The organism is Clostridium malenominatum (assembly GCF_039521365.1).
Taxonomy (GTDB): Bacteria; Bacillota; Clostridia; order Clostridiales; family Clostridiaceae; genus Clostridium_AW; species Clostridium_AW malenominatum.
This window is the reverse complement of the sequence record NZ_BAAACF010000015.1, coordinates 1-1065: the sequence shown is the minus strand read 5'-3', so window position 1 is coordinate 1065 and position 1065 is coordinate 1. Positions and strand designations below refer to the sequence as shown.

Here is a 1065-nt window from a genome sequence, read left to right as displayed (position 1 = left end):
ACCACGGTAAGACAACATTAACAGCAGCAATAACAACAGTACTAGCAAACAAAGGATTTGCAGAAGCATTCAAATACGACCAAATAGATAAATCCCCAGAAGAAAAAGAGAGAGGTATAACAATTAGTACATCTCACGTAGAATACGAAACAGAAAACAGACACTATGCACACGTAGACTGCCCAGGTCACGCTGACTATGTAAAGAACATGATAACAGGAGCAGCGCAAATGGATGGAGCGATCTTAGTTGTAAGTGCAGCAGATGGTCCAATGCCACAAACAAGAGAACACATACTACTAGCATCAAGAGTTGGAGTACAATACATAGTTGTATTCTTAAACAAAGCAGATATGGTAGATGACCCAGAACTAATAGAATTAGTTGAAATGGAAGTAAGAGAATTATTAAGCGAATATGGCTTCCCAGGAGATGATGCACCAGTAGTAGTTGGATCAGCATTAAAAGCATTAGAAAATCCAACAGATGCAGCAGCATCAGAATGTATCATGAACTTAATGGCAGCAGTAGATGAATATATACCAACACCAGAAAGAGCAACTGATAAACCATTCTTAATGCCAGTAGAAGACGTATTTACAATCACAGGAAGAGGAACAGTTGCAACAGGAAGAGTAGAAAGAGGAATTCTAAAAGTAGGAGACGAAATAGAAATCGTTGGACTAAGCGAAGACAAGAGAAAATCAGTAGTAACAGGAATAGAAATGTTCAGAAAGTTACTTGATAGCGCAATGGCAGGAGACAACATAGGAGCATTACTAAGAGGTGTACAAAGAGATGACATCCAAAGAGGTCAAGTATTAGCAGCAGCAAACTCAGTAAAACCTCACAAAAAATTCGTAGGTCAAGTATACGTATTAAAGAAAGAAGAAGGTGGAAGACACACTCCATTCTTTAACGGATATAGACCACAGTTCTACTTCAGAACAACAGACGTAACTGGTTCAATCAAATTACCAGAAGGAGTAGAAATGGTAATGCCAGGAGACCACATAGACATGAATGTTGAATTAATAACTCAAATAGCAATGGATGAAGGATTAA

General features: G+C 38.2%; 1 protein-coding gene. It reads left to right on the top strand.

The window, feature by feature from the left end; all coding sequences use genetic code 11:
- On the top strand, positions 1-1065 hold a 1065-nt coding region (tuf, locus tag ABDZ69_RS17065), incomplete at both ends, for an elongation factor Tu (RefSeq protein WP_343771629.1).